The following is a 25,912-nucleotide window of genomic DNA, read 5'->3' as shown; positions in this document are numbered from 1 at the left end:
CATTCCCCCCTATCGCGCGCCTGCGATCACTTCGCGCTCCCAACGCGCTCCCCATTCCGGCAGCTTGGCTGCGACGGTGGAGAGGTCGGGGAGGAGAAGTGTCTTCAGATCGGCTTCGGCGGTGATCTGGCGTGCGCGAACGTCATCAGGGACGTCAATATCAGTGCGGGCGCTACCGACATTGTAGCCAGTGACCCAGGCTTCCTGGCTGGATTTTTCGAGAAAGAAATCAACGAACTTATTCGCCATTTCCTTGTTGCGGGCACCAATTGGCACGTTCAAGGTTGCGACAAGGGGGATCGTTCCTTCCTCGGGTCTCACGTAATCGACTGGCAAACCGCTATCGACAAGCAGTTGTGCGCGCCCGTTCCAGAATGGCATGGCCCAGACTTGCCCGTCTTTCAGGAAGGTTTCCATGATCGAAGAAGACTGTTCGAAACCGATTGATTGCCTGGCGAGCTTGCCAATCGCTTCGAAACCGGGATCAACGTTGTCGGTGAGATCGCCACCGTTGGTGACGGACATGATCTGCATGAGATAAGCCGCCATGGTGTTCTGGAACGTCGGGAGAATAACCTTCCCTTTCAGTTCCTCGCGAAAGAACGCCGACCAAGAGACAGGCGCTGATGCAAGTTTGTCTGTGCGCCACAGAAGCGAGAGATACTGAACCTCGTGGACTGCTCCGCAAGGGCCAGCGATCCTGCTGATTTCGGGGTTGAGTTTTGCAATATTCGGAACTGTTTCCGGTGAAAATTTTTCGAGGAAGCCATCCCGGCATCCGTCGAGCGACTGTGAGGCAGTCATGACGACGACATCGAAACCCGGCCGGCCGCGTGTGGCCTTGATTTTGGCAAAATCTTGCGATGCGGATCCCACCGCATCGTAAATGACCTCCACACCGAACTGTTTTTCGAAGGGTTCGATGATCCGACTGCGGATGATATCCTCGTATGGTCCTCCATAGCTATTGACGATTAACTGCTCTGCAACTGCGGCACTTGCCGTGCCGGTTGTTACAATAAATGTAACAAGCAAAATTCCACGTTTCATCGTTCGCCCTCGTAATTTGCTGATTGTTCGGGATTTCCGGTAGATACTGCCGGCGTTCTCGTGACGAAATCTAATATTAATTTGCGATTATTAATCCTATTCTACGAATAATAGAATTTCGGAGGTTCTGGGAACAAAGCAGGCTGTCAAGATCGTCCCGCAGGTTTTCGTCCTGCGGGAAATGATCGCCTTCAGACATATCCCGATCAATTTTCACGCTCGGGGGCGGAAGGAGAGAAAAGACGGGGGAGGCCTTGCGCAGTTCGCAAAAAAGACCGAACCAAAAACGGTAATGGTCATCGCCACCATCGCCACGCGCTTCAATTGCGCACCACGCTGCTACTGTCGCAGCATGAAGTCCGTAGAGATCACGCATCACCTCAAAGGCGATCGCACTATGTATTCCTTCGCATACCTCAACGGGCGCGAACGGCAAAACTGGTATTGCAGAAGACTGTTCTGACATGACGACTCTCCAGTGAGAGTCCGGCCGAGCTTATAGTGAATTGTGGCCGGACACTGCCTTGGCGACCTTCGCCGTCCGGATGCACACCACCTGTCATGTCCCCGCAATGTAAAACAATTCCTGAGCAGGATGAAGCTTAATATCCTTTTGGACAAGGCAAAGTGATCGGTTGCCTTCGAGGGACACGAATATTCAGGTTTGGCTACGAGGCTTTGAATGCGCGCGGGGTTTCAATCAGCCATTAGCCATGGAATTGGCAGTTGAAGCCGCGAAGCACGGTAAATGCGGAACGGGAGGTGCCGATTCCGAGTGAAAACCGGGACCGTACGCGATCGCGCAGCGCTTAGCCGCAAGCCGCGCCCTCGTGCGTCTGCTGGACGGTGGCGTCGCCCGCGTCATCCCGGATCCGTCGAGCTCGCGATCGTCGTCTCCTTCAAAGGGGGGCTTGCGATACTATCGCGGCTGGCTGAAGGTACCGGCATCCAACACCTCAATTCCGAACTCGCGGCAGATCATCGCCGCATTCAGATCGGGATTGGCGAGGCGCCGGGTTGCCTCGGCTAGCGGTTCAGGCAGCATGCCGAAATCATGGCGCGCGACGTAGATCAGGTAGGCACAGGCCTCAAATCCGTCGTACTGGGTGCCGGAACACAACGGGGCCAGCCGAGTCTTCGGTCCGCGGGTCCAACAGGTCGGCCTCGAATCCCTCTCTCGCCGGTGCGGCGGCTCTCAGCGGGCGCGGTGATCGGGGAAGAAGAGGCCGCCACAGCGCTGGCGCCGGGAAACCCTGTCGGCGCGGGTTGTCCGTTAGTATGCGTTTTCCGGGATGGTCGGGGGCAGGAGCGTCCCCCATCTTGAGAGCGTACGGTTGATAGCGTGCCAGACAACACCAAGGTCGAACAATCGATGACGCTTCGTGGACCCGGCACGGCCGAGTACACCTGATATTTACAGGTGCCGTGCTATCGCGTCTTTCACGAGTGGAGGCTGGTGCAGAGGTCGGCATATGCAGTCAGGTATGAACTACTACAACGTCATCGGTTTGCTGAATACGAGCATGTCCGCAATATTCTGCGCGTCCCTCTTCGTGCTTTGGCGCCATCACCACCAATTCAGATATATTGGCATATTGAGTATTTCATACGGAATAAGATCCCTGTGTTTTGGGCTTTTCTATTTTGCTTTTGTTCTCGAGAATCCGATTCTGCGCCTTCTGGCCAACACATTCTTGATGATGTCAATGCTGTTCCTGTCCATTGGGTTGTCTAACCGGCGCGGACAACAGCCGCGCTATGGCGTCCTCTTGATCATCTCGTTTATTGCTTTGGGATCGCTCTATTACAATCAGTTCATAGAACCAAGCCTGCTGGCACGAGTGATCACCTTCAATTTCGCTCTTGCTGCCGTCGGTTTCCTGATGCTGCCTGATGTTGCAAGGCACTCTGATCGCACTCCCGTCGAGCAAGTGCTTCTTGGCCTGATAGTCGTCTCGTGTGTGGGATTCCTTCTTCGTCCCTTGTTCTTGCTCGCGTCCGGCCTCCCAAACGAACAGTTTGAAGGAGCTTACTGGCTGGTTGTCTCTATCTCGGATGCTCTTATTTGCGCGATGACGGCCGTAGGGATATTTGCGGTGATCGCGAGCGACGTGATGGACGGGATCAAATCAGATGCCCAAATCGACGTGTTGTCGGGATTATTCAATCGTCGAGGCTTTGAACCCCGAGCACTCGATACGCTGACGCGGCAGACCTCTGCTGCGCCGGTAGCAATGATTCTGAGTGACCTCGATCACTTCAAATCGATCAACGACCGCTTCGGACATAGCGGTGGCGATAGAATTATTCGACGATTTTCCGAGATTCTCAAAGAAAAAACTCTCCGTGACGCGATCGTGGCCCGCCTTGGCGGCGAAGAATTCGCGGTGTTGCTTCCACCGGGAAAGGCCGGCGCTGCCTACCTATTTGCCGAAGAGGTTCGGGCAGCGTTCAAAGAGGTGGCGCCCGGTATCGTCTCGGGCGAAGCCTATCCAACGGTGAGCTTCGGGATCGCAATTGCGCGTGAGAAGGAAGACCTCCATGCGTTGATGGAACGGGCTGATCGCGCACTCTATCAAGCAAAAAGCGACGGGCGCGATTGCGTTCGAATAGACGAATGAGCAGCGTTCAAAGCCGCCGCTGCATTCTCCCTACTACGGTGTTGATTATGGGATGGCCCGCCCTTCCGAGAACATCGAGTATGATGTCTCTCTTTTGAAGGGAAAGGAGCCGAGCCATGCAGATTTCCATATTGGGTGTCGACATTGGGAAGAACAGCTTCAGTGTCGTTGGTGTTGACGGCCAGGGTGCCGTGATTTTGCGTCGAACAATGCGGCGACAGACATTGATTGATTTTGTCGAGAAGCTGCCACGCTGCGTCATCGCGATGGAAGCATGCTGCGGCGCACATCATCTTGGTCGGCTCTTTGCCGCTGCTGGTCATGACGTGCGGCTTATGTCGCCGGAATATGTCAGGCCTTACGTAAAAGCACAGAAGAATGATGATCGAGATGCAGAGGGAGTTGCCGAGGCGGCGTCTCGCCCGACGATGCGGTTCGTGGACCTGAAGAGCCAAGAGCAACTTGATATCCAGACGCTGCATCGGGTTTGGTCACGCCTGGTTGCTGAGCGCACGACCTTGATCAATCAGCTCCGCGCAATTCTTCTGGAACGAGGTGTGGTGTTCCCTGCCGGGCGCGTGAAGTTCGAAAGTGCTCTTGATGACCTTATTGCCGGAGGCAACGACGTTTTGTCGCCGCGCATCCGAAGCCTGATCCTGGAATTGCGAGACGAATGGCGAAGGCTCGACCAGAAGATTGAGACGTTGAACACGGAGTTCGTAGCGCTCGCCAAGCATAACAGCGCAATGCGTCGTCTGACTTCAATACCTGGGATCGGTGTCTTGAATGCGACCGCGCTCGTTGCAGCGATCGGAGATGCCAGCAGCTTCCAGCTCGCCCGAGATCTTGGAGCATGGTTGGGACTTGTGCCTCGTCAGTTCACGACCGGTGGCAAGGCGCGGCTGCTTGGCATAACCAAGCGCGGCAATACATATCTGCGAACCCTGCTCGTTCATGGTGCTCGAGCGGCGATGCACACGCTCAGTAAGAGCGACACGCCGATCGGCCAATGGCTCAGAGCGATGTTGTCCAGAGGCGTGGCACGTAATGTCGTCATCGTGGCCTTGGCGAACAAACTGGCGCGTATCGCGTGGGCGGTGTTGCGCAAAGGTCTGCCATATGAGCGGTCTTATGGCGTAGCGGTAAATTAGGTAATTGGCTGCTCTGATGCGCAGCCTACGATGTTTGCGAGTGGAATGGAGATGGCCTGACAGTCGATCGGCGTTCAGATAGCCCAGCAGTGGAAATGGTTCTTGGAAACCGTGTTGATTATCGTGGCGCTGAACGTGCGGATATCCATCTTGGCCACGGTATGACCGTGAGACCGAATACGTTGAAGCAGACTGTTCAGGTATCAAAAAATCACTTGCAAGCAGGGCGGGCCATACGTTCCACTGGGAGCTGTCCCGGCGCAGCCGGACATTTCCATTGAGAATTGACCCATGTTTCAAGCAGATGCCGGAAGTCTTGCGTGATCCGACTGGTGATATGAAGTCCGCTCTTGCTCAGGTTTTATGTTAGCCCTTCCACATCTCCGCTGAGGGTCTCGATGCAAACCGGACGAAAAACCAGGCCAGCGGGGATCTGATACGGAGACACGATCGTTCGGCCCAGGAAATCGGTCGCCACCATGAGTGTTCCGCCAATAATCGCTACGCCGAGGATATCAAACCTGTCCCCGAGAGGAGCATCATTGGAAATCAGGACCATGATGGCTTCGTCCACGGCCCTCATCTGGCGCTCGATCTACCTGAGCCTGCCGGCGTTCTGCTTCCCGAGGAGCGGTTTTGTGAGGAACTTGCCCCTGTTTCTCGCGGGGGTCTGTCCTTGACGAGGGCCACCTACGCTTGCGTTACGAATACACTGCCATTTCTAACGCTCAAAATTCTCTCCCAGAGAGGCCACGCCATTCAGTTTCAGCAGCCGTCTGTTTGCAGAAATGATGCCAAGCACGATGATCGTGACGAGGTATGGCAGGCTGGACAATAATTGCGACGGAACATTCATCCCTGTCGCCTGTGCTGCCAGTCCCATCAGGGAAACAGCCCCGAAAAGGCAGGCGCCGAGGAAGATGCGTCCGGTCATCCAGGTGCCGAAGACGACGAGAGCGATGGCGATCCAGCCACGACCGGCAATCATTCCGTCGGCCCACAGCGGTGTATAGATCACCGCAGCATAGGCACCGGCAAACCCCGCCATCGCGCCACCGAATATGACGGCCAGAACGCGAATGGAAATGACAGGATATCCGATGGCATGGGCCGCCTTGGGATTTTCGCCGACGGCGCGGATAACGAGGCCAAGCTTTGCGTAGCTGAATGTCGCCCATATGACGAGCGTTGTCACAAGCGAAATCCACACCACGATGTCCTGAGTAAACAGTCCACCGATCACAGGACTGTCGGAAAGCCATGGCACGGACAGTTTGGGCAGGGGCCTGACCGTCATGCTCTCATAGGTTTTGCCAAATAGGGCCGATAGGCCCTGTCCAAGAATACCGATCGCAAGGCCGGTGGCCACCTGATTTGCCCTAAACCCCAGCGCAACGATGGCAAACACCAGCGATAGGGCCGCGCCGCCAAGGCCTGCTGCAATAAAACCCAGGATATGGCCGCCTCCGTGGTAAACAACGATAAAGGCGAGCACGGCGCCAAGCGCCATTAGTCCTTCGACCCCAAGATTGAGAACGCCGGCGCGTTCCACAACCAGTTCACCAAGTGCTGCCAGCAGAAACGGCGTAGCGGCGGCAAGCATGCCCGATATGATGAATTCGATGGCGTTCATGGCAAGCTCCTGGATCGGGTATTCCCTGGGGCCCGAGACCACGCGAGACGGTATCGCACGAAGGTGACGGAGACGAGGTACGCCAGCAGCAAACTGCCCTGAAAGACACGCACGGCGGCGATCGGCAGGTTGGCCGAAACCATGGCGTTGTCACCGCCAATGTAGATGACTGCCATGACAAGTGCGGACACGATAATGCCGATGGGGTGCAGGCCTCCGAGATATGCAACGATAATGGCTGCATAGCCGTAGCCGGTGGAAATCGAGCGCTGTAACTGGCCAAGCGGCCCGGCAACCTCTGCGGCGCCTGCAAGACCTGCAGCAAAACCGCCGATTAGCAACGAAAACCAGATCGCCCGATTTTGGCTAAAGCCTGCATAGCTTGCGGCTCCTGGTGCCAGCCCGCCAACCTGAAGCTTATAGCCTGAAAAGCTCTTCTGCATGAAAACCCACGCTGCAACCGAGAGCGCCAGCGCGATGAGAATCGAAACATTGACGCGTGTGCCTGAAATCAATGTCGGCACCATCGCGTCATACTGGAACATGACCGATTGCGGAAAATTGAAGCCGTGCGGGTCTTTCCAGGGGCCAAGCAACAGGTAGTTGAGAACCTGTGCGGCAACAAGACTGAGCATCAGTGACACCAGGATTTCGTTGGCGTTCAGCCGGACACGCCAGAAAGCGGTGAGCGATGCCCAAAGCGCGCCTCCGATCGCTCCCAGGATCAGCATCAATGGCCATATCCACTGGCCTGATGCCTGCGGAAACCAGACGGGTATGGCGGAGGCGAATATGGCACCGAGAATGAACTGTCCTTCAGCCCCGATGTTGAATATCCTGGCGCGGAAACCGATTGCCAGACCCTGGGCGATCAAGAGCAACGGCCCCGCTTTCAACAGCACTTCTGAAAACGAAGCCCAGGAGAGAAACGGCTCCAGAAGCATCGCATGGACCACCGCAACCGGGTCGCGGCCCATCAACACATAGAGGCCGAGATTGAGAATGATGGCGAGGGCCAGGGCAACAACGGGCGCAATCAGGGTTGCGGCCAGTGATGCGCGCTCGCGGCGTACGAGGCCAGGGAGAAAAGCCAGCGACCAGAAACTCATGCTTGCACCTTTTCGGGCGTGTGCTGCGCCCCGATCATATACCGGCCGATTTCCTCGGGCCTGGTGTCACGTGTCACGAGCGGTCTGCTCAGGGTTCCGTGGTGCAACACCTGGATGGAATCGCAAAGTGCGAACAATTCCTCCAGTTCTTCGGATATCACAAGGATCGCCATGCCTTCATTGCGCAAAGTGACAAGACGGCTTCGTATGGCCGATGCGGCCCCGATATCGACGCCCCAGGTCGGCTGAGCCACAAACAGCAGCCTGGGCGACAACATGATCTCGCGACCGACGATGAATTTCTGCAGGTTCCCGCCGGACAAGCTGCCCGCCTCCACCTGTGGGCCTGGCGTGCGGACATCGTATTGGCGAATGCAGTCTTCGGTGAACGCGACTGCTTGCGCCTTGTCAATGAGACCGCGTTTGAGAAGCTGGAGCGGATGGGCCGTGAGCAGGCCGTTGAGAACAAGCGACATTTCAGGCACGGCACCTCGCCCCAGGCGGTCTTCCGGTACAAAGGCGAACCCGAGCTTGCGGCGGGCGGCGGCGTCAAACCTGCCGACATCTTGCCCCATCATGTAAATTCGGTCGCGCTGTTCACGTCCAAGCAAAGTCTCACCGGAGATCAGCTCCGCAAGCTCGCTTTGGCCATTACCCGAGATACCGGCGATGCCGAGAATTTCACCGGCTTTTACCTCAAGGGTGATGCTGGACAGCGAAACACCGAAAGGATCGGCAGGGGTGTAGTCCAGGCCGGCGATCTCCAGTTGTTTTTCCCCCCCGGATATCGCCTGCGCCGGTATAGGCGCCGGCATGTCGCGGCCGATCATCATGCTGGCGAGATCATGGGCATCATGTTCGCGTGGATCGATATCGCCGGTGACACGCCCGCCGCGCAGGATTGTTGCCCGGTCGCATATGGCCCGGATTTCCTCCAGCTTGTGGGAGATGAACAGGATGGACACCCCGACGTCGCGCAAACGGCGCAGGGTATCGAACAGCTTCTCCACCATTTGCGGTGGCAGGACCGAGGTGGGTTCGTCGAGGATGAGCAGTTTCGGATTGGTCATCAGGCAGCGAATGATCTCAACCCGCTGCCGTTCACCCACGGATAGCGCATGGACGTGGGCGAGAGGATCAACGTCGAGGCCAAACTCGCGCCCGAGCGTCTGGATCTTTTCCTTGAGATCCGCCGTGCGGCCGGGAACGACCAGCCTGATGTTTTCCAGAACCGTCAGGGTCTCGAATAAAGAGAAGTGCTGAAACACCATTCCAATGCCGTGGCGTCTGGCACTTGCTGGCGAGGCCAGGTGTAAACGTTGTCCTTCCCAGGTGACGATGCCGTCATCCGGTTGCTCCACGCCGTAGATCAGTTTCATCAGCGTGGACTTCCCCGCCCCGTTTTCTCCGAGAATCGCGTGGATAGAGTTCGGAGCCACATCCAGATCGATTGCCTGATTGGCACGGGTCTGGCCGTAGCTCTTTGAAATGCCGCGGAGTGACAGGAGCGGGGTAGTCATGGCTTATTTCGGCAGTGGCGTAGTTACGCCTTTGACGTGCCAGTCCAGTGCGACGATCTCGGAATCAGGCATGCTCGTTCCCGCGGCTACGCCTGCGCTGCCATCGGCCCTGGTAATCGGCCCGGTGAAAGGCGAGAAGCTGCCGTCGGCGATTTTGGCCTCGACGTCCTTGATCTTTGTCATCACGGTGGCCGGCACATCCGGGCTCCAGTCGACTACCTCGACGACTTTCTCCTTGACGCCGAGGAAGGTGTTGGCACCCGTGAATGTGCCTGCAAGATGCGCATCGACAGATGCCCTGAAGAACGGCGACCAATCTGTGGAAACGCAACCGAGATACGTTTTGGGAGCATATTTCTTCATGGAAGAGTTAAGGTTGAAAGCATAAACACCTGCTTCTTCACAGGCGGCGATGACTGACGGCGTGTCCTGAGCGTTTGAAAAGATCACGTCGCATTTCTGCGCAATCAGAGCTTTTGCTGCTTCCTGCTCCTTGGCTGGGTCAAACCACGAATTGACCCACACGACAGAGACGTCAATGTCGGGTCGGACTGCTTGTGCACCCAGCGTGAAGGCGTTGATGGTGGTTATGAGTTCGGGGATGGCAAAGGCAGATACGGAGCCAAGCTTGCCTGTCTTGCTCAGGGCTGCGGCTGCCATGCCGAGGAGGTAGGAACCCTGGAAATATTTGGCTGCAAAAGGTGAAAAATTTGGAGTGACCTGAAAGCCCGATGCGTGCAGAACCGTGACGCCTGGGTCACGACGGGCGATTTGCAAGGCGCCGTTCTGATACCCGAACGAGCCGGCGATCAGGAACTTGTTTCCATCAGCAACCGTCTTGGTCATGATACGGTCTGCATCAGGGCCTTCGGCAATGTTCTCAAGAATCGTAACCTTCACTTTGTCCCCATAGACCGCCCTGATAGGATCAAGACCGGCAGACAGCGCATGGCCCCAGCCAACATCGCCAATGGGCGAGGGAATGACGAGTGTGATACCGAGCGGCTTGTCTGCAGAAAAGGCAAGGCTGCTGCCGAATGTGCTGGCAAGGCCGGTTGCTGCTGCAGCCTTCATCAGGTTTCTGCGGGTCAGGTTGGTCATTTTATCAGTTCCCTCTTTTGTTTTTAAAATTTGACGCTTGTGAGTGCTGCTTCGGCATCGGCAAACAGCTTGCCTTCGTCCAGACCCGGGAACTCACCCTTTTGCCAGACGATGCGCCCGTTGATCATGGTCATGTCCGTGGCCATGCCGATGCCGACGCGGGGGATCAGGCTCAAGGGATCGTGCCGCGTGCCGACGTAATCCATGCGACGGGTATCGATTGCAAACAGATCGGCTGCCATGCCCGGCGCAAGCCGGCCAATATCTTTGCGCCCCAGCAGGCTGGCACCGCCCTCTGTGGCATAATGCAGGAAATTCACTGGCGGCGGTACCGGGTGGGTGCGGTTGGACGACACCAGGCATTGCAACATGTAGGCCGAATGCAGGCAGTGCATCAGGTTGGAATTGTCGTTGGACGCGGCACCATCACACCCAAGGCCTATGCGCAGGCCGTAGTTGGCCATGGCCGGGATATCTGTGACTTCGGCACCAACAAGGTAGACAGGCTCCGGGCAATGGGAAATGCCGGTGCCGCTCGCGGCCATTTTGCTCAATTCGCCATGCGTCAATTCCCAGCAATGGGCATAAAATGCATCCGGTCCGGCAAAGCCTATTTCGTCCAGGTAGTCTATGGTGCGCATGCCGTGGCGGGCCTGGATGACCGGGCTTTCGCCTTCTCCTGCATGCGTGTGCATCATAACGCCCCGGTCTCTTGCCAGAGCCACGGATTCCACAAAAGTCTCGCGGTAGCAATTGACCGGCTGGCATGGCGCGACCACCACCTGTCGCATGCTGAAATCACTGCCATCATGATAGGTGTCTATCAAACGCGTACAATCGTCGATGAATTCATCCGTCGTCTCCAGCATTTCGTCAGGAATGGTGGAGCCTTCGGATCGGGGCAGGGTGTTGCCGCCACGACCGGCATGAAAACGCATGCCAAGCAGTTCAGCTGCCTCGAATTGCCGGTCGATCAACAGCTTTCCGGCGTGGCGGGGGAAATTATACTGGTGGTCGAGGGCCGTCGTACAGCCGTGTTTGATAAGTTCGGCGATGGCGGTGACCGAGGAATGGTAGAAGCATGCCTCATTGAGTTGCGAAAACACCGGATAGATACGGTCCAGCCATTCAAGGACCGATAAGCTGGTCCAGTCCAGCTCAGCGCGGTTGCGCACGAAGCACTGGAAAAAATGGTGATGCGTATTGACGAGGCCCGGATATACGAACCAGCCGGTGGCGTCTTGCACAGATGTTCCGTGCGCCAATGTGCCCGCTTCGAGGTTTTCGCCGATGGCTTGAATGGCTGGTCCACTGGTCAACACGTCGACATTGCGGCGGACGGCCATTCCCTTGCCGTCGTTGCAGATCACAGCTGCGCAATTCCTGAGAAGATAACCGGTCATATTACGGCTCACCTGCTTCCGGCTCAGGCTTTAATTCGTGCAGCCGGTGAATGCCCGGCATTTCGATGAATTTGTCGAGGCTGCGAACAGCTCGCGACCAGAGCCGGATTGCCGGATAAGGATCAAGCGAAACTCCCCCATCTGGTGCTAACGCCACATAAGGGAAGCAGGCAATATCAGCAACCGTTGGCCGGTCTGCAGCAAGAAAGCGCATGCCACGAAGGTTCTGCTCGACAAGGCCGGCTTCCAGCTCGCGCAGGGCTGTAACACCCTGAAGCTGCAGCGCGCAGATATCGCCAGGGCGCAGCAGCATTTCGGTCAGACGCGCGCCTCCCAGACCTGCAGTCAGCCGGCCGGAAAAAGACAGCCATTGCTGCACGCGAGCGGTTTCTTCGGCACCTGTAACGGCCAACCACTCGGGCGCTGCCTTGGCCGCAAGATAAACGAGAATTGCCGAGGATTCCGTCAGAACCAGATCGTTATCTTCGAGAATGGGGATAGAACCTGCCGGGTTCAGCGCCATTAGCTCCTGGCCCTTATGTTCCGCTCCAGGATGAAAATCCACGGGGCGGATGTCGAGCTTGACGCCGGCAAGGGCGGCCATCAGGCGCACTTTGTAGCAACTGGGTGAGAGAATGTAGTCGTAGAGCTTCATTGTGCCACCAGCTGCGCACCATAGGTGTAATTGTGTCGTTTAAGCCAGCGGCGATACGCTACCGAGGTCAGATCGGCCCGCGTTGGAATTTCCATGCCAGGATCCAGCGGCAGAAGACGCGGGATCTGGTTTTCAAGAATGGACCTGTCCTGCAGGAAGATCGTCTGCTGAAAATGAATGAGATCGGTCATGCTGGTCGTGTCGTCGAAAAGTGCCATCCAGGGCCAGACGTCGCAGAGGTCCTCCGCCAGCGGCTGGACGAACAGGGTAATGACGTCCCATTCGCTGGGGCGCGGCGGGCACGTCTTGTAAAGCACCGAACAGGTCGGCGCTGGAACGCGGTACATATATTCGGTCGTGATGCCGCCACTTGCGGATTTGGAAGCCTGCGGCTGGTAGAATTTCACCTGCGTAGCCCAGACCTCATCGACATCCTCACGGATTTCGACCCTGTAATTCTGGACTTCGGTGTGCGGTTCCGCACCGAGAATATCTGTATGAACAAAGGGAAAATGAGCAATGTCGAGGAAGTTTTCGACTGCGCGCAATGGCGAGCAACGCACCCTTACCACCCCAACGTCCACAAACCGTCGACCGGGCTGATCCGCTTCGGGTATGGCAAAAAGCCCGTCTCTGGGTTGACCGAGGGACGTCCACACATGGCCATAACGCACCAGCACTGGCAAAACTCTTCCACTTGCCGTCGTCACACGAGCGTCGCCATTTTCATTGCATGCCACGGTGATTGGCTCACCCATCAAGGCGGTATCTTGCCCGGCCTTGTCGAGGCGGCTGAAAAGACCGACAGGGTACCACTCATCGACCATCGCCTGTGCTGTCATGGTGTGACCTCCTCAAGCTGAAATTTCTCCGCCTCACGCCGCAGACGCTCCATCGCCCGGGAAGCGGCAATGCCCGCACCCGCATCGGCTGAGGTCTCGAGCAGAACATGGATCAGCGTGCTGTCCTGGCCCTGTGCGCACAACAGCAGAAAGGCCGTACCGAGGTCGTGACTGAATTCCAGGAGGCCTTCCGCATCCGCTGTCTTTCCGGTGGCGGCTTCGATTGCGCCGATACTGGCGTTTGCCGTCAGCGATCTCAATGGCGCCAGACCTTCAAACAGAGGCGGTTCGCCATGCGGCTCGCCCGAAGCGATCCAGATGATGCCGCCACGCTCGTTGACTGCATACGTCGCCACACGGATGGTTTCCGGCGGCACCAACCCCGGATGCGCCGGTATTCGAAGACAGTGTCCTGCCTGTGCGTAGCTCCAGCCATGATAAATGCACGAGAGCGCTTCGCCACGTACGAACCCATGGGAGAGGCGCATGCCGCGGTGCGGACATCGATCCACAGATGCAGCCGCTTGCCCCGAACCGTTTCGCCAGAGCGCAATGGGGCCTGCTGTTATCTGCGCTGGCATCACTGTACGGTTGGGCAAATCTTTGGAGAAGGCGACTGGAGTCCAGGGACCAGTCGTATCGGGTTGCATGGCTGAACTTCCCCCATAAAACGAAATATTGCGAGGCGAATTCAGCGCTGCCCGTCGCGCATGTTGACCAAGCGAAAGCTACGGTTGCATAATTTTTCTGCATTGGCAAGAATGGTCAATTAAAGTGCAATGGTTGTGCTAAACATCGAAACTCGCGTTTTTATTCAGGCTGTTTCGCGGTCGATCGTCCGGCGTTCGATCGTCTCCACCCACACGTCGATTGGTCCGAGCGAACAGCCCATCTCCATCATGTCAATCAGTTCGTCTGGACCTTCCAGCAAAAGTTCGATCCGGTCTTTACCAGCGTGGGATACCGTCTGCGAAAGTCCCAACTTGGCGGCGTGGCGCCTGACCCACGGCTCGAACGAGCCGGCATCAAAATCCCCCATGATCGTCATTTGCTGCCGGAGATGATTGTTATGCCACTCTGTCATCACGCGCTCCGTATTGCCTTCACCTGTCGCAAATCATGGAAGCGAAGATGCGCTTCACCTCCAGGAGCTCCTTGCACGTTTTCGCGTGTAGAGCTCTCTGTTCAAGTCTGGCCTGGCCGGTCCGGCCCGCGTCTGGAATTATCACCCCTCGCAATATGATCTGGGCAATAGTCTCAGCTGCGGCTTGCTGGCGTTGTGCGGTTCCCGATACTTCTTCGAGGTCAGCCATTCCCCTTGGTCGTATTTACGCCCGACAGGGCCAGACATCATCACAGCCGATCTGTCAGCGATAGACAACAGCTTGGTCAACAAATGCTCACATCAACCTTGCATTCCTTTACTTCGAAAGCGAGCTCTCCGCCGGGAGCTTTATCAGTAACAAGGTAGTTGACATCCCGCCAAGACGCATGACGGGCGGGAACTGGAACGTGCTCCGAAAGGTCTCGGACTCGCGTCATATCCCGGATCCGTCGAGTTCGCGATCGTCGTCTCCTTCCCAGGGGGCGGGCCTTGCGAAACTATCGACGTTGGCCGAAGGTACAGGCATCCAACACTTCAATTCTGGCTCAGCGTATTCAATGATCCGCCCCGGCGTCGAGTCGGAGGCGCGCCATCCTTCTGGTCCGAACCGGTCGCCATTCGACCAGTATGCGAGGTCTACCTGGGCTGGTCCTTGTTCTGACGAACGGATCGTTACGAGGATCCGGTTTCCGTTTTTCGGCGCGCTTGCCATGTGGCGCCATCGGTTTTGCCCGTCCATCATCTTCATCCCTCCCAGTGGCTGCAAGTGCCACCTCGCCATGAAAAATGTGGCGAGTCAAACTTTGCGGAACCCTGTATTGGTTCTCCCGGCTTTCGACGGGATGTGCCGATCGGCTACTAGAGGGCATACTCGGGGGGAGCTGGAACGCGATGCAGATATCAGGCTGGATGATGTCCGTGCCACGGGGCCGCCTCCTGAATAGCCTCCTGCCGATAGCTTCGCGACATGCTCGACTTGCCGCATGAAGTATTGTTAGGTGAGGCATTGTGAGGGGTTAATGTGCCGGAGGGGGCCGCATGAGACTCAGAAGCCAGATTGTCGCGTTGGCCATCGGACCGCTTGTTCTTGCCATTATTGTCATCACCGCACTCATCACCTGGCAGTCAATGACACTGGCGCGGACCAGCATCGACGCTTTCGAACGGAACATGCTCGCGGCAAAGGAAGCAGAGCTACTCAACCTCACCAATCTTGCGCTTTCCGCGATCCGCTCGGTTTATGACAGGGCAGGGCCTGATGACGAAGCTGCAAAGGAGGAAGTCAAGCGCATCCTGACCGGCCTGGACTACGGCACGGACGGTTATTTTTTCGTCTATGACTATGACGGACTGAACGTGGTCCATCCCCGCCAGGATTTTCGCCCGGGCAATAACTGGCTGGATCTTCACGACCCCGATGGCAATCGTGTGATCTACGATCTGATAGTCAAGGCAAAAGAGGGAGGAGGTCTCGTCCAGTATAAGTGGGAGAAGCCTTCCACCAGAAAAATGGCCGACAAGCTTTCCTTTGCAGCGGGACTCGACAAATGGCGCTGGATGATCGGCACCGGCGTTTATCTGGATGATGTTTTTACTGCTACGGCAGCTGCCAAAGAGGAATTACGCCACTCTATCACATGGAATTTCCTGATCGTCGCGCTGTTTGCTGTTCCTGCCGTATTGCTGGTGTTTGCCACCTGTATGCTGCTCAATCTGCGCCAGCAACGGCTGGCCGACGGGCGACTTAAGGAATTGATGCAGAGGATCATCGACACTCAGGAGGAAGAGCGCCTGCGTATTGCCCGGGAATTGCATGACGGCATTTCCCAGAACCTCGTTGGCGTGCGCTTTGCAATCGATCTTGCGCGACGCAAGGTGACGCCGGACAATATTGGCGCTGTCGAGGCGATCGGCAAAGGTGCTGCGGCATTGAACGAAGCGATCAAGGAGGTACGTCGTATCTCCCATGATCTCCGTCCCCGCGTTCTCGACGACCTTGGACTGACGGCCGCTCTGGAATCGCTGATTTCGAGTTTTTCCGAACGGACCGGCATCGCGGCGACACTCGAATCCGTTGCGTTCAAGAATATGCTCGTTCCCGAGGCACGCGTTGCCCTTTATCGTGTTGCACAGGAGGCGCTGACCAATATCGAGCGCCATGCGGATGCCACGCAGGTTACCATCAGGTTTTCCAGCCGCGATGAGCGGGTGCAGATGGATGTTACCGACAACGGCCGTGGATTTCCAGCCGTTCGGTCGGAGACCGGGGCACCGGCCAACAAGGGGCTGGGCTTGAGAAACATGCAGGAGCGCATGACCCATTTCGGTGGCAGGCTGGACGTCGAGAGCTCCGTCAAGGGGACTGTTCTGCGCGCGGTCCTGCCCATTACCGCCATGAAGGACCACGAGAACGGAATACGGGAGGCTGCCGAGTGATCCCTCATCCGATCCGTGTCCTGCTGATCGACAATCACCCCCTGGTCCTGGAAGGGCTGAAGGCTGTGCTGGAGACTTATGACCATATCGCCGTCGTAGGAACCGCGGTATCAGCCATGGCCGGTCTCGATGCGGCCGTCACCACGCGGCCCCATGTGGTGCTGATGGATATCAACATGCCACAGATTAACGGCATCGATGCGCTGGAACTGTTCAAGGAAAAACAGCTTTCCAGCCGGGTGCTGATGCTGTCGATGCATGATAGCCGGGAATATATATCGACATCGGTAATGTATGGTGCGGCGGGCTATGTCCTCAAGGACGTAGAGACGGAAGAAATAGTTGCCGCAATCGATGCCGTAGCTGGCGGTGGAACCTATTTTTCCTCAGGCGTTCGTGACGTGCTGATGGAGGGCTCGTCCGGCAGGCTCAAGGCGCTGACGACACGTGAGCAGGAGGTGCTGCTGCTGATCGCACGGGGAAAAAGCAATCGCGATGCCGCTGCGACGCTGGACATTGCCGAGCGGACAATGGAAACCCATCGCAAGAACATCAAGAGAAAACTGGATATAGCGACCACTGCCGGTCTCATCCGCTACGCGATAGATAACGGGCTGATCAAGGAATAGTCAGCTTTGAAGCACCCCGGAGGTCGCCATCCGAGGTGCCGCGATATTACAAAGCCGGCTTATTTTCCAGTGCTCTGCATTGCGTAGCCGTAACTGTCATAGGTATATTCGGCGACACGGAACCATTCGTAGCTCTCGTCGCGGAATTTCTTCCAGCCGGGATAGATCTTGGCCCATGCCGGATGCTTCTGGGTATATTCATCATAGAGCTCGAAAGTCGCCTTGTAGGCGGCATCGAGCACGTCGCGGGGCAACGGACGAAGTTGCGTGCCCTTGGAAACCAGCGAGCGGATCGCATCCTTGTTCTTTACATCGTAGAGCGCCTGCATGTTGATGTTGGCGGCCTTGCAGGCGGTGTCGAGCGCTGCCTTGTATTCGTCCGGCAGCGCCGCGTATTGATCCCTGTTGATGAAGAAGTGGATCGTCAGGCCGCCTTCCCAGAAGGCCGGATAGTAATAGTAGGGTGCGATCTGGTAGAAGCCGAGCTTCTCGTCGTCGTAGGGGCCGACCCACTCTGCCGCATCTATGGTGCCACGCTCAAGGGCCGGGTAGATGTCGCCGCCGGGAAGCTGCTGTGGCACGGCGCCAAGCTTGGCAAGCACCTGTCCGGCAACGCCGGCGATGCGCATCTTGAGGCCCTTGATGTCCTCGATGCTCTTGATTTCCTTGCGATACCAGCCGCCCATCTGGGCGCCCGTGGCTCCACCGGGAATGCCGATGACACCGTAGTCGGAAAGGAATTCATTGTAGGCTTCGTTGCCGCCGCCGTGATAAAGCCAGGCATTCTGCTGGCGGGCGTTCAGGCCGAACGGGATGGTGGAGCCAATGGCGAACGTCGGATCTTTTCCCGTGAAATAATAGCCGCAGGTATGGGAAATTTCGACGGTATTGGCTTTTACGGCGTCGATGGCCTGGGCTCCGGGAACGATTTCGCCGGCCTGAAAGACCTGGATTTCGAATTTGCCGCCCGTAATTGCCTTCAGTGCATTAGCCATGACCACGGCGCCGCCGTAGATTGTGTCGAGATTGTTGGGAAAGCCCGACGTGAGACGCCAGCGAACGTTTGGCAAGGACTGGGCTATGGCTGGCGTGGCGAGCGTTGAAGCGGCTGCAGCCGCCCCGGCAAGCACGCCGCCAGACAAGAAGTGTCTGCGGTCCAGATTGTTTTTCATTAGATTACCTCCTCCTATGAAGTGACCGACGCCTGGCGCGTCGACGGGTTGCGGCGGGCACTTGTGGCACCCGTCCGATTGTCAGGGCTTGCCCGGCTGGCCGAAGCCTGGTGCGTTGCCGCCGGGGGCGAGGAACGGATTGGCGAAAGGATCGGCATCGCTTCCTGCGCCGGGCATCGGTACATTGATATGAACGGCCGAGGGATCGACCACCTTGGCGCCCGACTTGTAGTGCATCACTATTCCGGGGAAGACGATGATGATGATGACCATGGCGAGCTGGATGAAAAGATACGGAATGGCGCCGAGATAAATCTGGGTCGAGGTGACCGGCTGGATCGTCTGGCCTGTGATCCGGTCCTTGTAGGCGCGTGTTGGCGCCACCGAGCGCAGGAAGAACAGCGAAAAACCGAACGGCGGATGCATGAACGATGTCTGCATATTGACCGCCAGCATGACGCCGAACCAGATCAGGTCGATGCCGAGAGCATCGGCGACCGGGGCCAGGAGAGGGATGATGATGAAGGCCAATTCGAAATAGTCGAGGAAAAACGCCAGGAAGAAGACCAGCAGGTTGGCGACAATCAGGAAGCCGATTTCGCCGCCGGGGATCGATGTCATCAGATGCTCGACCCAGACATGGCCGTTCACACCGTAAAAGGTCAAAGAGAACACGCGGGCGCCAAGCAGGATCAGCAGCACGAAAGACGAGAGTTTTGCCGTTGCATGGAGCGACTGCTGGATCAGGCCGAAATTCAATCTGCGGTTTGCGAGCGCGAGTGCAAGTGCGCCCACCGCACCCATGGCGCCGCCTTCCGTTGGTGTCGCGATCCCGAGAAAGATCGTGCCGAGTACGAGGAATATCAGCACGAGTGGTGGCACAAGAGAGGTGATGACCTTGAACAGAAGCCTGGTGCCACGCAGGGTGCGTGCTTCCAAAGGTAACGCCGGGACTTTCGTCGGGCTGATGATCGAGGTTATGATGATGTAGAGCGTATAAGCCGTTACCAGCATGAGACCCGGAACAAGCGCACCCTTGTACATGTCGCCCACCGAGCGGCCGAGCTGGTCGGCCAGCACGATCAACACGAGGCTGGGGGGAATGATCTGCGCCAGCGTGCCTGAGGCGGCGATCGTCCCTGCGGCGATTTTACGGTCGTAACCATAGCGCAGCATGATTGGCAGCGAGATGAGGCCCATCGAGATAACAGAGGCGGCGACGACACCCGTGGTTGCGGCCAGAATGGCCCCGACAAAAACGACGGCGAAGGCGATACCGCCGCGGACCGGTCCGAAGAGCTGACCGATCGTATCCAGCAGATCTTCCGCCATGCCGCTCTTTTCAAGGATCAACCCCATGAAAGTGAAGAACGGTATGGCCAGAAGTGTTTCATTGGACATCTGGCCGAATATACGATCGGGAATGGCCTGGAACAGCGTTACCGGCAGCAGGCCGAGCTCAATTCCGATGAAACCGAAGACAAAGCCGACAAAAGCCAGCGCGAAGGCCACGGGATAGCCGAACAGCAGTACGATAATGAGCGCCGCGAACATGATGGGCGCGAGATTTTCCGCAAGGAATGCCATATTTGTTTCTTCCTTCGATCAGAGCATTGCTGCTGCGGCATCAGCCGCTGCAACCGGATCGGGGATATCGCCGCGAAGGATTGCGACGCGTTTGATGAGTTCCGACACGCCCTGGATGGCGAGTAAGCTGAAGCCGATCGGTATCAGCGCCCAGACCGGCCATTGAATGAGGCCGCCCGTATTGTTTGAAACTTCACCCGAGGCAAATTTCTGCAGGAACACCGGCCAGGAGAGATAAACCGTGATGAGGCAGAAAGGCATGAGAAATAAGATGGTCCCGAGGATATCGACCCACAATTGCCCCTTGCGCGGCAGGCTTCCGTAGATCAAATCGACCTTCACGTGCTCGTTGTTGAGGAGCGTGTAGGCGGCAGCGATCAAAAACACGGCAGAGAACAGATACCACTGGGATTCAAGCCAGGCGTTGGAACTCATTGAGAACGCCTTGCGCATGGCGGCATTGATGGCGCTGATGAGAATGGCTGCGAGCAGCAGCCATGAAATACCTTTGCCAATAGCAGAATTGGCAGCATCAATGGCGCGCGAAAGCGCCAGCAAAAACTTCATGATGTCCTCCCCGGGCGCGGCCGCGTACTCCTCAATACACGTGTGGTCGCGCTAATCCGGGCAGAATATCAGTGGTGGATCTACGCTCAAGGGAGCGCAGGGGCCAATTTCTTCAGGAGTACCAAGAACTGGGTATGCTGTTTCCAGTTGAGGAAAGGGCTGTGGCGCAGCCAGGCGTCGCATTCAGGGTCGGGCAGCCCAAATATAAGTGTTCGTGAGATCTGCCCGGCGCTCAAACGAATTCACATGGCAAAATCATCTATTTTAGCGCGCCCGGATTAATGCGTGCATTGGTTGTCGGCGGTTCATCCCAAGGCGATGACGGGCGCACTTCATGCTGTCGTCAGAGCAATCATCGCTCCAGGCGCGGGTGCCGACCGCCTACGGCTCAGATGGTAGAATGGAAGCCGGCTCAGCAGCCCTCGTCTCCCATCAGCTATCGCTGGTTGAGGCTCTGCGACTGCGGCGAGGCGCGATGTCAGGCGACGCAGCTGACGAGTGTCTTTCCTTGATTGGATAACGCCGCACGTTCTCCCTGAACGACAACAGGGGATGCTCCTTGGCCGGACGTCAGGCGATGAACCAGTCATCCGGCGAGGGCTCGGCGGGTCCGCGTCGACCTCGGTCCTGGCGCGGTTGAAGTCCGCCTGATGGCGCACCACCAGGGTCTGCTCAAAGGCCAGCCGCATCTGTCAGGTGCATGAAAACGAGGTGCTCCAGGTGCTTCGCAAAAGGCGATTTGGCAAAGAGCTGCGGAATTAACCGGATCGAAAATTATCTAGCCCGTTTAATTTGCTCTTGATATTTACATTCAGAATGTATGTATAAGGACAGAATGATCGGACGTTTGTGATCTGTCCGACAGCACACGGTTGCATCAAAGGTGAAAAAATGGTCGAGAAAAGTCAGTGGCGGCGCGGGCGAACCGTGGTCCTCGCGTTGATTCTATCCTGCATCCTCTATCCCGGGAGAGTGCTCGCACAGCAACAACCAACCCCGTCGGTCACGGTCGAAACCGTAAAAACTGAGGATTTCACGCTGACTGCGCGTTTGCCCGGACGTATCAAACCATCCACGATTTCGGAGGTGCGACCGCAGGTCTCAGGCATCATCCGGGAACGGCTGTTTGAGGAAGGCGCACGCGTCGAGGCCGGTCAGGTTCTCTACAAGATCGAGGATGACACCTACGTCGCGGCACTGGAATCGGCGAAGGCCAATGTCGCCCAGGCCCAGGCCAGCTACGATTTCGCCGTGGTCGATGCACGTCGCGCGGAGGAAACCTTCGCCAACAATGTCAGCTCGGCGTCGAACCGCGACAACAAGATCGCCGAGAGGAACAAGGCGCGGGCCGCACTGCAAGTGGCGCAGGCGCAACTGACGACGGCAGAGATCGACCTTGAGAGAACCACGATCCGCGCCCCGATCTCCGGCGTCATCGGTTTTTCCGAGACCACGGCCGGTGCTCTCGTCGCTGCCCAGCAGACCACGGCCCTGACGACCATCCGCGCGCTCGATACGATCTACGTTGACGTCACGCAGTCCGTAAACGACCTGTTGCGATGGAATGCCGACAGGCGGGTTGGCACCAGCCAATCGCTTTCCGTGGCGACCATGATCCTGCCGAACGGACAGATCTATCCGATCAAGGGCGACCTGAAGGCGGCCGAACCGAGGGTCGAACCGACGACGGGCATGGTCACACTTCGAATTTCATTTTCCAATCCAGAGAACAGGCTTCTGCCGGGCCTCTATGTCGAGGTTGAATTGCCGCAGGCCGTCACCAGGGACGCGATCCTCGTGCCGCAAAGTGCCGTCATGCGCAATGCCAAAGGTGAGGCATCCGTCTGGATCGTGGAAGGCGGCAAGATCGCTCTTCGTCGGGTGACCATCGTCACCGGCGCGGGCAACCGCTGGGTGACCAGCAGCGGTCTGAAACCGGGGGACCAGATTGTCTTGTCCGGATTCCAGAAGGTGGCACCGGGTGCGGCGGTGGAAATAGAGCAACAGCCGGCGGGCCAGCAGGCTGCCCGGGTCGGGAGCAACTGATCCATGGCACGGTTTTTCATAGACAGACCCATTTTCGCATGGGTCATTGCGATCATCATCATGGGTCTCGGTGTCTTGTCGATCATGAGGCTGCCGATCTCGCAATATCCCGCGATAGCCGGTCCCTCCGTGGTCATCGGCGCGACCTACCCCGGCGCGTCTGCCGAGACGGTTGCCGATACCGTGGTGCAGATCATCGAGAAGGAAATGACGGGTCTCGACGGGCTGCGTTATATCGATTCCTCGACGACATCGACCGGTCGCGCCACCGTCACGCTCACCTTCAATCTGGGCACGGATCCCGACATCGCGCAGGTTCAGGTCCAGAACAAGCTCAGTCAGGCCGAAGCGAGCCTGCCGTCTGAGGTGACACGTCAGGGCCTGACCGTCGAGAAATCGACGACCGGCTTCCTGATGGTGGTCGCGCTGATTTCCGATGATGGAGCCCGAAGCGCCATCGATCTGTCCGACTATCTGAACTCCTATATGGTCGAACCGATCTCGAGGCTGAAAGGTGTCGGCAAGGTCGAAGTGTTCGGGTCGGAATACGCAATGCGGATCTGGCTCGACCCGCAGAAGCTGAAATATTACGGCCTATCTCCAACCACAGTCATCAACGCGATCAGCGCCCAGAATGCGCAGATATCCGCTGGTTCTTTTGGTGCGATGCCGGCACCGGATGGTCAGCAGCTCAATGCCACCGTCACGGCCCAGTCGCTTTTAAAGACGCCGCAGGATTTCGAACGCGTTGTCCTGCGCGCCGATACCGACGGTGGTCTGGTGCTGCTACGCGATGTGGCGCGGGCGGAACTGGGAACGGAAAACTACGAAATCACCAGTTTCTACAACGGTAAGCCCTCCTCGGGCATGGCGATCCAGCTGGCATCCGGCGCCAATGCGCTGGAAACGGCGGAACTGGTCAAGGCCAGGGTGGCAGATCTCGGCGCATTCCTTCCTGCCGGCGTGAGCTACGTCATTCCCTATGACACGACGCCGTTCGTTTCGCTTTCCATCGAGGCGGTCATTCACACGCTCATTGAAGCGATCGTGCTGGTCGTGTTCGTGATGCTGATCTTCCTGCATAATTTCCGCGCAACGCTGATACCGACGCTGGCCGTACCGGTGGTTCTGCTCGGGACCTTCGGCATCATGGCGGCGCTCGGATTTTCGATCAACACGCTCACCATGCTCGCCATGGTTCTGGCGATCGGGCTTTTGGTCGATGATGCGATCGTGGTGGTGGAGAATGTCGAGCGTATCATGCGCGACGAGCATCTCGATCCCGTCGCCGCGACCAAAAAATCGATGGGAGAAATCCAGGGCGCTCTTGTAGGCATCGCCATGGTGGTCTCCGCCGTCTTCGTGCCGATGGCGTTTTTCGGCGGCGCAACGGGTGAAATGTACAAGCAGTTCTCGGTGACGATCGTCGCGGCCATGGCGCTTTCGGTGCTGGTGGCTCTGGTATTCACGCCCGCGCTCTGCGCCACGATGCTGAAGGCCCATGACCACAATGCAAAGCCCGGACTGGCCAGCCGTTTCAGCAACTGGTTCGAGCGCAATTTCTCCTGGCTGACGACACGATACGGCAATATCGTCAGGGCTTCCGCGAAAAGGCCGGTCAGGATGTTCCTCGTCTATCTGCTTCTGGTCGGTGCCATGGTCTTTCTTTATCAGAAGACGCCCACTTCGTTCCTTCCCGATGAGGATCAGGGGACATTGCTCACCATCATCCAGACGCCGCCCGGATCGACCGCACAAAACACCGAGGCCGTTCTGGGCAAGGTGGAAAATTACTACATGAATGCCGAGGGCAAGAATGTCGAGGCGGTCTTCTCTGTTCGCGGCTTCTCCTTTGCCGGCCAGGGCCAGAACATGGGCATGATGTTCGTCAAGCTGAAGGACTGGGAAGAGCGCAAGGGTAAGGAGAACTCAGCCCAGGCCATCGCCGCGCGTGCCTTCGGGCCATTGATGGGTGGCATCAAGGAGGCGATCGTGGTTCCCCTGGTGCCACCGGCGGTGACGGAACTTGGCAATTCCAACGGCTTTACTGCTTTCCTTCAGGCGCGCTCCGGTCAGAGTCACGAGCAGCTTCTGGAAGCGCGTAACATGCTGCTGGGTCTCGCTGCCCAAAACCCGAAGCTCATGGCCGTCAGGCCGAACGGCGTGGAGGATGCCTCCCAGTTCGAACTCAATATCGACTGGGGCAAGGCCGGGGCCGTGGGCCTCAGCGCCGCGGATGTAGGGTCGTTCCTGACCACCGTCTGGTCGAGTTCCTATGTGAATGACTTCCTTTACGAGGGACGCATGAAGCGCGTTTATGTGCAGGGCGAACCGCTTGCCCGAACCGGGCCGGAAGATCTTGCTCTCTGGCGGGTGCCAAACGCCAACGGCGATTTTGTCGATCTGTCGACCATCGCCAGCCAGAACTGGGTCTTCGGGCCTCAGCAGGTCAGCCGATATGATGCTCTGCCGGCGATGGCAATCGAAGGGTCCGCAGCCCCGGGATTCTCCTCGGGCGAGGCGCTGGCGGAAATGGAGGCGCTCGCCACCAGATTACCGCCAGGCTTCAGCCTGCAATGGACAGGAATGTCGCTTGAGGAAAAAGACGCCGGTGCTGGCGCCCTTCCTCTCTACGGGTTGGCATTGGCGACCATGTTCCTCTGCCTTGCGGCGCTTTATGAAAGCTGGACCATTCCTGTTGCGGTTCTGCTTGCCATGCCGGTCGGTATTCTTGGCGCGCTTCTGGGTGCCTGGATCGGCGGTCAGTCGAATGGCGTCTATTTCCAGGTGGGTCTCCTGACAGTGGTCGGTCTGACGGGCAAGAATGGCATCATGATCGTCGAATTCGCACGTGAGCGAATGGCACAACTCGGCGAAACTGCGTTCGAGGCGGTTTGCGAGGCAGCGAAACTCCGCTTCCGGCCGATTCTGATGACGTCGCTTGCCTTCGGTCTGGGCGTCATTCCGCTGGTCATATCGACGGGCGCAGGTGCCGGTGCTCGGCAGGCAATAGGCTTTGCTACCTTCTTCGGCACCGTGACCGGGACCTTGCTGGCGATTGTTTTCGTACCGGTCTTCTTCGTCCTGATATCGGGGATGTTTCGCCGCAAGACCGAAAAGCTGGCGAAACCGAAAACCGCCTGAGCCTGGTGCATTGCCGCCCCGCCGTGACGAGTTGCGGCGGGGCCAGCCATTCTGGCTGCGGAATTGCCCTGGCTTTGCCGGCGATTTGCTTTTCCCGAGTTGGTCCATGTAGAAAAGCAACGGCGCAATTCAGTCAGGGAG

Annotated in this window: 23 protein-coding genes; 6 read left to right on the top strand and 17 right to left on the bottom strand. The window is 57.5% G+C overall.

All coding sequences use genetic code 11. From position 1 onward, the window contains the following. Nucleotides 1–9 precede the first annotated feature (9 nt). The 3 genes from QSK43_RS19800 to QSK43_RS19790 all read right to left on the bottom strand — a co-directional run bounded on the left by QSK43_RS19800 (nt 10) and on the right by QSK43_RS19790 (nt 2,170). Nucleotides 10–1,050, bottom strand: a complete 1,041-nt coding sequence (locus tag QSK43_RS19800; protein ID WP_332304888.1) for an ABC transporter substrate-binding protein — start codon at nt 1,048–1,050, stop codon at nt 10–12. Between the two features lie 76 nt (nt 1,051–1,126). After that, entirely contained in the window at nt 1,127–1,516 is a 390-nt protein-coding gene (locus QSK43_RS19795) for a hypothetical protein (protein ID WP_332304887.1), read from the bottom strand. 453 nt (nt 1,517–1,969) lie between these two features. Next, nucleotides 1,970–2,170 carry a hypothetical protein gene (locus QSK43_RS19790; protein ID WP_332304886.1) on the bottom strand — a complete coding sequence of 67 codons (201 nt, stop codon included), beginning with the start codon at nt 2,168–2,170 and terminating at the stop codon, nt 1,970–1,972. Nucleotides 2,171–2,534: 364 nt separating this feature from the next. Between QSK43_RS19790 and QSK43_RS19785 the strand changes: the two genes are divergently transcribed. Then, entirely contained in the window at nt 2,535–3,671 is a 1,137-nt protein-coding gene (locus tag QSK43_RS19785) for a GGDEF domain-containing protein (protein ID WP_332304885.1), read from the top strand. A gap of 116 nt (nt 3,672–3,787) precedes the next feature. Next, nucleotides 3,788–4,822, top strand: coding sequence for an IS110 family transposase (locus QSK43_RS19780; RefSeq protein ID WP_332304884.1), 1,035 nt, complete (start codon nt 3,788–3,790; stop codon nt 4,820–4,822). Between the two features lie 361 nt (nt 4,823–5,183). Here QSK43_RS19780 and QSK43_RS19775 read toward each other — a convergent pair whose 3' ends face one another. The 11 genes from QSK43_RS19775 to QSK43_RS19725 all read right to left on the bottom strand — a co-directional run bounded on the left by QSK43_RS19775 (nt 5,184) and on the right by QSK43_RS19725 (nt 14,929). Continuing rightward, entirely contained in the window at nt 5,184–5,396 is a 213-nt protein-coding gene (locus QSK43_RS19775) for a hypothetical protein (protein WP_332304951.1), read from the bottom strand. A gap of 147 nt (nt 5,397–5,543) precedes the next feature. Then, complete coding sequence (locus QSK43_RS19770) at nt 5,544–6,455, bottom strand: ABC transporter permease (protein ID WP_332304883.1); 912 nt, start codon at nt 6,453–6,455, stop codon at nt 5,544–5,546. Then, nucleotides 6,452–7,564, bottom strand: a complete 1,113-nt coding sequence (locus QSK43_RS19765) for an ABC transporter permease (protein WP_332304882.1) — start codon at nt 7,562–7,564, stop codon at nt 6,452–6,454. The genes QSK43_RS19770 and QSK43_RS19765 overlap by 4 nt, the downstream gene beginning before the upstream one ends. Next, nucleotides 7,561–9,084 carry an ABC transporter ATP-binding protein gene (locus QSK43_RS19760; protein WP_332304881.1) on the bottom strand — a complete coding sequence of 508 codons (1,524 nt, stop codon included), beginning with the start codon at nt 9,082–9,084 and terminating at the stop codon, nt 7,561–7,563. The genes QSK43_RS19765 and QSK43_RS19760 overlap by 4 nt, the downstream gene beginning before the upstream one ends. A gap of 3 nt (nt 9,085–9,087) precedes the next feature. Continuing rightward, nucleotides 9,088–10,185 (bottom strand): BMP family ABC transporter substrate-binding protein, encoded by a 1,098-nt coding sequence (locus QSK43_RS19755; RefSeq protein ID WP_332304880.1) that lies wholly within the window; start codon nt 10,183–10,185, stop codon nt 9,088–9,090. A 23-nt stretch (nt 10,186–10,208) separates the two neighbouring features. Next, complete coding sequence (locus QSK43_RS19750) at nt 10,209–11,588, bottom strand: amidohydrolase (protein WP_332304879.1); 1,380 nt, start codon at nt 11,586–11,588, stop codon at nt 10,209–10,211. A gap of 1 nt (nt 11,589) precedes the next feature. Next, the gene (locus QSK43_RS19745; RefSeq protein WP_332304878.1) at nt 11,590–12,243 is read right to left on the bottom strand and encodes a glutathione S-transferase family protein; all 654 of its coding nucleotides are present in this window, start codon (nt 12,241–12,243) and stop codon (nt 11,590–11,592) included. Further along, nucleotides 12,240–13,085: an aromatic ring-hydroxylating dioxygenase subunit alpha gene (locus QSK43_RS19740; protein ID WP_332304877.1), complete on the bottom strand. Its 846-nt coding sequence runs from the start codon at nt 13,083–13,085 to the stop codon at nt 12,240–12,242. The genes QSK43_RS19745 and QSK43_RS19740 overlap by 4 nt, the downstream gene beginning before the upstream one ends. After that, nucleotides 13,082–13,735 carry a Rieske 2Fe-2S domain-containing protein gene (locus QSK43_RS19735; protein ID WP_332304876.1) on the bottom strand — a complete coding sequence of 218 codons (654 nt, stop codon included), beginning with the start codon at nt 13,733–13,735 and terminating at the stop codon, nt 13,082–13,084. The genes QSK43_RS19740 and QSK43_RS19735 overlap by 4 nt, the downstream gene beginning before the upstream one ends. A 164-nt stretch (nt 13,736–13,899) precedes the next feature. Next, nucleotides 13,900–14,169: an acylphosphatase gene (locus QSK43_RS19730; protein ID WP_332304875.1), complete on the bottom strand. Its 270-nt coding sequence runs from the start codon at nt 14,167–14,169 to the stop codon at nt 13,900–13,902. Between the two features lie 454 nt (nt 14,170–14,623). Next, on the bottom strand, nt 14,624–14,929 hold the full coding sequence (locus QSK43_RS19725) for a hypothetical protein (RefSeq protein WP_332304946.1): 306 nt from the start codon (nt 14,927–14,929) through the stop codon (nt 14,624–14,626). Nucleotides 14,930–15,228: 299 nt separating this feature from the next. Here QSK43_RS19725 and QSK43_RS19720 point away from each other — a divergent pair, with 299 nt between their 5' ends. Both QSK43_RS19720 and QSK43_RS19715 read left to right on the top strand, forming a co-directional pair. After that, nucleotides 15,229–16,626: a cache domain-containing protein gene (locus QSK43_RS19720; protein ID WP_332304874.1), complete on the top strand. Its 1,398-nt coding sequence runs from the start codon at nt 15,229–15,231 to the stop codon at nt 16,624–16,626. Next, nucleotides 16,623–17,255, top strand: a complete 633-nt coding sequence (locus QSK43_RS19715; protein ID WP_332304873.1) for a response regulator transcription factor — start codon at nt 16,623–16,625, stop codon at nt 17,253–17,255. The genes QSK43_RS19720 and QSK43_RS19715 overlap by 4 nt, the downstream gene beginning before the upstream one ends. Nucleotides 17,256–17,314: 59 nt before the next feature. Here the strand turns inward: QSK43_RS19715 and QSK43_RS19710 are convergent, their stop codons facing one another. The 3 genes from QSK43_RS19710 to QSK43_RS19700 form a co-directional block, all read right to left on the bottom strand. Continuing rightward, the gene (locus QSK43_RS19710) at nt 17,315–18,427 is read right to left on the bottom strand and encodes a TRAP transporter substrate-binding protein (protein ID WP_332304872.1); all 1,113 of its coding nucleotides are present in this window, start codon (nt 18,425–18,427) and stop codon (nt 17,315–17,317) included. A gap of 81 nt (nt 18,428–18,508) precedes the next feature. After that, nucleotides 18,509–20,014: a TRAP transporter large permease gene (locus QSK43_RS19705; RefSeq protein ID WP_332304871.1), complete on the bottom strand. Its 1,506-nt coding sequence runs from the start codon at nt 20,012–20,014 to the stop codon at nt 18,509–18,511. Between the two features lie 18 nt (nt 20,015–20,032). Then, nucleotides 20,033–20,581: a TRAP transporter small permease subunit gene (locus tag QSK43_RS19700; protein ID WP_332304870.1), complete on the bottom strand. Its 549-nt coding sequence runs from the start codon at nt 20,579–20,581 to the stop codon at nt 20,033–20,035. An 891-nt stretch (nt 20,582–21,472) separates the two neighbouring features. On the opposite strand from QSK43_RS19700, the gene QSK43_RS19695 reads away from it, so the two are divergent. Together QSK43_RS19695 and QSK43_RS19690 are read left to right on the top strand one after the other, a co-directional pair. Further along, the gene (locus tag QSK43_RS19695) at nt 21,473–22,627 is read left to right on the top strand and encodes an efflux RND transporter periplasmic adaptor subunit (RefSeq protein WP_332304869.1); all 1,155 of its coding nucleotides are present in this window, start codon (nt 21,473–21,475) and stop codon (nt 22,625–22,627) included. A 3-nt stretch (nt 22,628–22,630) separates the two neighbouring features. Beyond that, nucleotides 22,631–25,771: an efflux RND transporter permease subunit gene (locus tag QSK43_RS19690; protein WP_332304868.1), complete on the top strand. Its 3,141-nt coding sequence runs from the start codon at nt 22,631–22,633 to the stop codon at nt 25,769–25,771. Nucleotides 25,772–25,912 lie beyond the last annotated feature (141 nt).

The sequence above is a fragment of the Rhizobium sp. GR12 genome (assembly GCF_036596185.1).
GTDB classification, from domain to species: domain Bacteria; phylum Pseudomonadota; class Alphaproteobacteria; order Rhizobiales; family Rhizobiaceae; genus Agrobacterium; species Agrobacterium nepotum.
Note: the sequence above shows the minus strand (reverse complement) of the source record. Positions and strands in the feature narration are given on the sequence as shown.